At 71.2% G+C, this 7,580-nt stretch carries 6 protein-coding genes and 1 pseudogene; 3 read left to right on the top strand and 4 right to left on the bottom strand.

The window, feature by feature from the left end; translation table 11 throughout:
• Positions 1 to 207, top strand: a pseudogene (locus tag CA984_RS41180) (hypothetical protein); the annotation flags it as partial.
• Here CA984_RS41180 and CA984_RS41175 read toward each other — a convergent pair.
• Genes CA984_RS41175 through CA984_RS41160 form a run of 4 tightly spaced genes read right to left on the bottom strand, consistent with a single transcriptional unit; the run spans position 191 to position 4,852 of the window.
• Complete coding sequence (locus CA984_RS41175) at positions 191 to 2,047, bottom strand: class I adenylate-forming enzyme family protein (RefSeq protein ID WP_086578763.1); 1,857 nt, start codon at positions 2,045 to 2,047, stop codon at positions 191 to 193. The pseudogene CA984_RS41180 and the gene CA984_RS41175 sit on opposite strands and share 17 nt — an antisense overlap.
• Positions 2,044 to 3,165, bottom strand: a complete 1,122-nt coding sequence (locus tag CA984_RS41170) for a cytochrome P450 (RefSeq protein ID WP_086578762.1) — start codon at positions 3,163 to 3,165, stop codon at positions 2,044 to 2,046. Before CA984_RS41170 ends, CA984_RS41175 begins: the two co-directional genes overlap by 4 nt.
• Positions 3,162 to 3,893: a glycosyltransferase family 2 protein gene (locus tag CA984_RS41165; RefSeq protein WP_086578761.1), complete on the bottom strand. Its 732-nt coding sequence runs from the start codon at positions 3,891 to 3,893 to the stop codon at positions 3,162 to 3,164. The genes CA984_RS41170 and CA984_RS41165 overlap by 4 nt, the downstream gene beginning before the upstream one ends.
• Positions 3,893 to 4,852, bottom strand: coding sequence for a 3-oxoacyl-ACP synthase III family protein (locus CA984_RS41160; protein ID WP_086578760.1), 960 nt, complete (start codon positions 4,850 to 4,852; stop codon positions 3,893 to 3,895). The genes CA984_RS41165 and CA984_RS41160 overlap by 1 nt, the downstream gene beginning before the upstream one ends.
• Before the next feature lie 338 nt (positions 4,853 to 5,190).
• Between CA984_RS41160 and CA984_RS41155 the strand changes: the two genes are divergently transcribed.
• Together CA984_RS41155 and CA984_RS41150 are read left to right on the top strand one after the other, a co-directional pair.
• On the top strand, positions 5,191 to 6,630 hold the full coding sequence (locus tag CA984_RS41155; protein ID WP_086578759.1) for an MFS transporter: 1,440 nt from the start codon (positions 5,191 to 5,193) through the stop codon (positions 6,628 to 6,630).
• A 289-nt stretch (positions 6,631 to 6,919) separates the two neighbouring features.
• Entirely contained in the window at positions 6,920 to 7,288 is a 369-nt protein-coding gene (locus CA984_RS41150) for an ArsR/SmtB family transcription factor (RefSeq protein ID WP_086578758.1), read from the top strand.
• Positions 7,289 to 7,580: the final 292 nt, after the last annotated feature.

The raw sequence follows: 7,580 nt of genomic DNA, 5'->3' as shown, positions 1-7,580 counted from the left end.
GAGACCGGGGACGAGGAGGTCGTGCTGGCCGTCGTCCCCGCAGCCGGCTACGACGAGGGCCTGCTGAGGAAGGCCCTTCCGGCGATCATCGACGCCGCGGCCCTTCCCGACCGCGTCGAACCCCTCGACGCCTTCCCCCGTTCCGGCCGCGCCGACAAGCTCGACCGCGCCGGCCGGGTCCCGCGGCTGCTCAGGCACGGCGGGTGACCAGGTCCCGGAGGGCGGCGCGGTCGAGCTTGTCGGCGCGGCCGGAACGGGGGAAGGCGTCGAGGGGTTCGACGCGGTCGGGAAGGGCCGCGGCGTCGATGATCGCCGGAAGGGCCTTCCTCAGCAGGCCCTCGTCGTAGCCGGCTGCGGGGACGACGGCCAGCACGACCTCCTCGTCCCCGGTCTCGGGGTCGGCGAGCCCGACGATCGCCGCCTCGGCCACTCCGGGCAGCGCGGCCACCGCCGGTTCGTAGAGACCGGGGTAGATGTTCACCCCGTCGCGGAGGATCATGTCCTTCTTCCGGCCGAGCAGGACGAGCCGGCCCTCCTCGATCCGGACCAGGTCCCCCGTCGCGATCTCCTCCAGCGGGTCCTCGCCCAGATATCGCCGGGCGAGATGGGGCCCGGAGACGAACAGCTCGCCGTCGTCGGCGATCCGGACGCCGACCCCGGGCAGGGGCGCGCCGAGCAGGTCCCCCTCCGGCTGGGCCAGCTTCTCCCGCGCCGAGGCGATCGCGATCGGCAGCGCCTCGGTCATCGCGTAGACCGACAGCACCTCGGGTCCGGCCTCGATCGCCCGGCGGAGCACGGCCGGGGGCGCGGGGGCCGCCCCGAGCAGCAGGTAGCGCAGGGTCTCGGGGAGCCGGGGCGTCCGGCGGAGCAACCTGTCCAGGTGCACCGGGACGGCGAAGGTGTGGGTGGCACCCCTGGCGGCCATCTCCTCGGCGGGGTCCCCTCCTCCGGGCAGCGACCAGGTGGCCCCGGCCAGGAGCGCCGGCAGCCCCAGCATGAGCTGGTCGGTGTGCACGACGTCGCCGGGGCCCAGCGGGAACGCGCTCCGGAAAAGCGCCAGCCCCGCAGCCAGGGACCCGCGGGTGTGCACCACGCCTCGCGGTCGCGCGGTGGTCCCCGAAGTGAAGATCACTGCTGCTGGCTGATCTGCTGAAATTTCGGATATGTCCGGCGCGCCAGCGCCGGACATATCTGGACCACCGCTGGACATATCCGGGGCGGTGGCGTCGTGCCCGTCCGGCCTGCCCGGGTCCGGAGTGTCYGGGSCGGTGGGGTCCGGAGTGTCCGGGGTGGTGAAGGCCGGAGTGTCCGGGCCGGTGGGGGCCGGAGTGTCCGGGGCGGTGGCGGGTCTCTCCGGGGCGCTGTCACCGGGCGACCGGAGGATCCGTGACAGCCGCAGGGCCCCTCGGGGGACGCCGGGCAGCCAGGGCCCCGTGTAGAGGTGGCGGACGGGCCGGCCGGGAAGGGGGTCGCGGAGGTTCGGCAGGAGCAGGCCGCGGCGGCGGGCCAGGCCCTTGAGGGGGCCGCTCAGGGTGTAGAGCAGGGACTCGGCGACCACCCACCTGGGGCGGGTGGCGGTCATGCGGGCGCCGAGGACCTCGGGGGCCAACCCGGGGTCGGCGAGCACGAGCGTCCCGCCCGCGGCCACCGCCCCCAGCGCGAGCACCACCGCGTCCACCCCCGGCCGCACCGCGAACAGCACCCCGTCCCCGGGCCGCAGCCCGCCGTCCGTGCCGCCCCGGCCTCCCCTGTCGCCCTGGCCACTGGCGTGGGACCGGTCTCCAGGACCGCCCAGGCTCTCCGTACCGGTCTGGCCGTCGACGGGGCCCCGGTCCTTCTGGCGGGATCGGGAATCCTCATCCGGGACGGAGCCGTACCGGGGGGCGGGTCCGGACCGTGGCCGTCCGGTCATGGCGGTGCGGACCGCCTCCACCCGGCGGGCCAGCTCGCCGTAGGAGATCTCGCGGCCACGGCCGTCGATGATGGCGGTCCGGCCGGGCTCCCGGCCGGCGGTGGCCATGATGCCGCCGATGATGTCGTCGCTCATGCCGCAGTGATCCACAGGTGTTCGTAGGTGGGGATGAGGACTCCTCTTGCCGCGCGCCGCCGTACGACGCGCACGTGGTGGGAGAGCAGGACCGAGGCGACCGCCCGGATCTCGGCCAGCGCCAGCGGGTAGCCGATGCAGAAGTGCGGGCCGGCGCCGAACCAGAGCCGGCGCAGCTCGGGCGGGTGCCGGCGGGAAGGGTCGAACGGGCCGTATGCCCGGGCGCAGTTGTGGGTCACGATCAGCACCCTGTCGCCGGGCCGCACCGCCACCCGGCCGATCCGCGCGGCGGAGCCCACCGAGCGCAGCATCATCGGCGTCGGCGTGGTGATCCGCATGGCCTCCTCGATCACCTGGTCCAGATCGTCGACCCGCGTCCGATGGTCGTGCAGGAGGGCGATCAGCCGGGGCACGAAGGTGGCGACGGTCTCGGTGCCGGTCAGGAAGAACGCGCCGGCCGCGCCCCTGGCCTCGGCCGCCGACAGCCCCTGCGCCCGCATCCGGCCCATCACGGTGGACTCGTCCCCGGCCTCGTAGGTGGCCTGGGCGATGTCCCCGATCTTGTCCAGCACCTGCCGGGCGATCACCACCTGCCGGTCCCGCAGCCGCCGGGACCTCAGCGAGACCATCGAGACGACCCGCTCCCCGTCCGCGAACAGCTCGCGGGCACGGGCCTCGGAGACCTCGCCCAGCCCGATCACCCGGCAGATCACCGCGCCGGCCATCACCCGCATGGCGTCGACCAGGTCGACCGTCTCACCGCGCCCCAGCCGTGCGGAGAGGTCCTCCAACGGCTCCCGCAGCACGTCGGCGACCAGCGCCGAGACATACGCGGAGGTGAACAGCGGCATCAGCTTCCGGCGCAGCGCGAGGTGACCGGGACCCTCCATGTTGAGCAGCACCGACGGGCCGAGCACCGGCGTCCACAGGTCGCCGGGCGATCCGGGGCCGTCCTTGCGGAAGCGCTCGTCGGTCAGTACGGCGCGCGCGGTGACGGCGTCGTTGACCACGACCCCCAGCCCGGGGACGCGGACCACCGGGCCGAGGCGGGCCAGCAGCCGCATGAGCGGGTAGACGAAGGGGTGCGCGGCCAGGTAGAGCCGTGCCTCGTGGTTCACCGGATATCGATCACTTCGGGCTGGTAGCGATGGTCGGCGTACCAGGCCAGGGTGCCCGCCAGGCCGTACGCCCGCAGGCGCCGGACCGAGCCGAAGACGACCACGTCGCGGCGCGAGCCGTAGGCGGAGGTGAGCTTGCGGACCCGGTTGACCAGGGCGCGGTCCTCGTGGACCTCCTCGATCGCGGTCCTCGGGAAACCCCCCGCCCGCTCGTAGAGCGCGGAGGTGATGGCCAGGGTCGCGCCGGGCATCATCACGTACGGGCCGAGATACTCCGGCGACCGGTTGCCCGGCCGGTAGCGGCCGAACGTCGCGGCCACGTCCACCACGAACGGGATGAACCGCCGCTCCCAGAACTTCAGCGGGAACTCGTCGGTCCGGGGCACGAGCCGGCCGCCGACCATCTCCAGCCCGTCGCCGAACGCGCGCCGGATGTTGCGCACCCAGTCGGGGCGGGGCAGGCAGTCGGCGTCGGTCCTGGCCAGATGGGTCGCGCCGTGTGCGATGGCGTGGCGCATCCCGGTGTCGGAGGCGGCGCCGGTGCCCTTCCGGGTCTCGGTGACCACCGTGACGCCGTGCCGCCGGACGATCTCGGCGGTGCCGTCGGTGCTCGCGTTGTCCACCACGACCAGCGTGAAGTCACGGTCGTCCTGCCCGGCCAGCGCCCGGAGCGTCGCCTCGATGCCCGCGGCCTCGTTGTAGGCCGGAACGATCACCCAGAGGTCCATCACATCTCCGCCAGCATCACGCCCGTGCTGATCCCGCCACCGAGGCCGAGCAGGGCGACCCGGTCACCCGGCTCCCACCCGCCCAGCGCGAGCTGGAGCGGCAGCGTGGTCGAGGCGCAGTTGCCGTGCTCGGGCAGGCTGACCACGAGCTTCTCCTCGGGGATGTCCAGCACCTGCGCGAGGAAGCGCAGGTACGGCAGCGCCACCTGGTGCACCGCCACGACGGCGAAGTCGTCCCAGCTCAGGCCGGTGCGCTTGAGCGCGTTGAGGAAGATGTCCGGGCCGATCCGCTCGAACGCCTCCTTCAGCCGCCGCCCGTCGCCCCGGAAGTAGGAGTACTCGGGATCGCGCGGATGCGCCGAGCCGCCTCCCGGCAGGGTCCCGATCGCCCACGCGGTGGAGTCGGCCGAGAAGTCGCGGTAGAAAATGCCACGTTCCAAATCCGCGCTGACCAGCACCGCGGCCCCGGTATCCGACAGCGTGTATCCGGCGAAGGAGTCCACGAACTGCGCCCGGTCCCTGACCTGCCACCGGATCGCCCGCGAGGGGACCTCACCCGAGCAGACCAGCGCCTTGCGGTGCGCGCCGGACAGGATCAGCGCCTCGGCGATCTGGATCCCGTTGAGCATGCTGTTGCAGGCGTTCTTGACGTCGAACACCGGGCAGGACAGGCCGAGCTTGGCCGCCACGATGTGCGCGGTGGCGGGCTCGACCATGTCCTGTGAGGCGGAGGCGAAGATCAGCAGATCGGCGTCGGCGTGATCGAGTTTGCGTGCGGCCTCCACCGCCAGGTCGGATGCCTGCTGATCGTCGCGGGCGACGTGCCGTGAACGGATTCCCGTCAACCGCTCGACGACACCCCGGTAGGGCACGTATCCCTCGATCCGCCGCTCCACCTCCGCGCTGGTCAGCGTCCGTTCCGGCAGATACGTCGCGACGCCCGTGATCCGGGCTCTCATCGCTCCCCCTATATATGGTCAATTCTCCCCATGTCCGCGCAATGTATCGAAAAGACCGGCAATTGTCCTGGTCGTGACAGCGGAATGAGGCCGATGCGCATCAGGGTGTAGAGGTAACGGCGTAGTTCTACGGGATCGTCCAGATCGGTGGTCGCGCGACGGCCAGGCGCATCGGCGGCCCGGCGTCGACCGCGGACCGGGGGAGCACCGCCTCCGGATGCTCCAGGAGCGTCTCGCGCAGCAGGGGGCGGCGCCGGGCCGGACTCCCTCCACGGGCTGACCTGCGAGGCGGGGATTCCCTGGTATGAGCTGATCTCCGATGGGTAGCCGGTGCCGCCATGAGCGACGTTCGGACGGGGACGGTGACCACGAGGGTCCCCGCGCGGTTGGACCGGCTGCCATGGTCACGGTGGCACTGGATGATCATCATCGGCCTCGGGACCGTGTGGATCCTCGACGGCCTCGAAGTAACGATCATCGGCAACCTCTCGGCCCAGCTGGCCAAGGACGGCAGCGGGCTGGAGATCACCCAGACCCAGGTGGCCGGTACGGCGGCGGCCCTCTACGTGGCCGGGGCGTGCCTCGGCGCGCTGTTCTTCGGCTGGCTCACCGACAGGTTCGGCCGCAAGAAGCTCTTCATCATCACGATGATCGTCTACCTGGTCGCCACCGCGGCGACCGCCCTGTCGTTCTCCGCGTGGTGGTTCTTCCTGTTCCGCTTCCTGACCGGGTTCGGCATCGGCGGGGAGTACGCCGCGATCAACTCCGCCATCGACGAGCTGATCCCGAGCCGCCACCGGGGCCGGATCGACATCATCATCAACGGCAGCTACTGGCTCGGCGCCGCCGGCGGCGCGCTGCTGACCGTCCCGCTGCTGAACAACTTCGCGGTGAACGTGGGCTGGCGCATCGCGTTCGGCCTGGGTGTGGTTCTGGGCCTGGGCATCCTCATCGTCCGGCGGCACGTGCCCGAGAGCCCGCGCTGGCTGTTCATCCACGGCCGGGACCGGGAGGCCGAGGAGCTGGTCGACGGCATCGAGGAGGAGGTCGAGCGGGAGAAGGGCGTCCGGCTGGAGGAGCCCCCGCAGTCCATGACCATCCACCAGCGCAGGTCGATCGGTTTCGGCCAGATCGCGCACACCATGGTCGCCCGTTACCCCAAGCGCACGATCCTCGGTTTCTCGCTCTTCATCGGGCAGGCGTTCCTCTACAACGCCATCACCTTCGGGTACGCCCAGATCCTGTCGACCTTCTTCAAGATCGACACCAGCACGGGCTACTTCTTCGCCGTCATCGCCGTGGGCAACTTCCTCGGCCCGCTGCTGCTCGGGCGGCTGTTCGACACCGTCGGCCGGGTGCCCATGATCTCCGGCACCTACATCGGATCCGGGGTGCTGCTGCTCGGCACGGCCTGGCTGTTCAACCAGGGGGTGCTGACCGCGGTCACGCTGACCGCCTGCTGGTGCGTCGTGCTCTTCTTCGCCTCGGCCGGGGCAAGCGCGGCCTACCTGACCGTCAGTGAGATCTTCCCGATGGAGACCCGGGCCATGGCCATCGCGTTCTTCTACGCGATCGGCACCTTCGTCGGCGGCATCGCCGGCCCGCTGGTCTTCGCCAACCTGGTGGAGAGCGGCAGGCCGGGCGACACCGCGCTGGCCTTCTCCATCGGCGCGATTCTCATGATCGCGGCCGGGCTGGTGGAGATGTTCCTCGGGGTCAAGGCCGAAGGCAAGAGCCTGGAGGACATCGCCGAACCACTGAGCGCCGCGTCGACCTGAGGGCTCCGGGCGGGGGTGCCGACAGGACCATGGCCACTGTCCGGGCAGGGTCACGGCCGCTGTTCGGACAGGGAGACACCGCTTCCCACTGGTGCCGGACGGCCCGCCCCCGCCGCCTTCGTGGTGGTGCTCACCCTGGGCGCGGGCCTCACCGCGCTCATGCCGTACGCCGGAGCCTGCCCGCGGTCGATCGCCGTCGCGATGGCGCGATTCGTGAGATACGCCACCGGAACGGGTAGCTTGATACGATAGTCATTATCATTTGAGCACCTGTTCAGGAGTTTGTCCCATGGATGTCCTCGCCGGGCTGGACGCATGCACGACCATGGAGCCGGATGAGGGCAGGGTGGCGGCGGCACGGGACCGGCTCGTCACCCCGGAGGAGGCGACCCAGCTCGCCGAGCTGTTCCGCCTGCTGGGAGACCCGACCCGGGCGCAGCTTCTGTACGCCCTGCTCGAAGCCGGTGAGCTGTGCGTCTGCGACCTCACCGAGACGGTGGAGGTCAGCGACACCGCCGTGTCGCACGCGCTCAGGCTGCTGCGGACGGCGGGCATCGTGGCCAGCCGCCGGGCCGGACGGATGATCTACTACCGTCTCGCCGACGTCCACGTGCGGATGCTTCTCGACCTCAGCCGCGAGCACCTCCGTCACGGCTAATGGGAGCTACCGGGTCGGCTGTTCGGGCAGACTCGGTGTCTGTAGCCGCTGGTGAGTGAGCACCCTCGTCGGCCGGACCTTGGAGTCCTGGGGTCAGATCGTGCCCTCACCGGTGGTCAGGGGTCTTGATCGCTGATGGGATGTCGTGCCCCTCGAGGGTCTGGGGTGAGCACTGGTCCATTAGTTCGCGGGCCGGCTCCTGCAGGCTGCTGACCGCTGTTGTCGATCGTCGGGGAGGTCGGGTTGCTGTTCGTTGGTGATGACTGGGCTGAAGACCATCACGATGTCGAGG

The sequence above is a fragment of the Streptosporangium minutum genome (assembly GCF_002149035.1).
Taxonomy (GTDB): domain Bacteria; phylum Actinomycetota; class Actinomycetes; order Streptosporangiales; family Streptosporangiaceae; genus Streptosporangium; species Streptosporangium minutum.
This window is presented reverse-complemented; position numbering and strand designations above follow the sequence as displayed.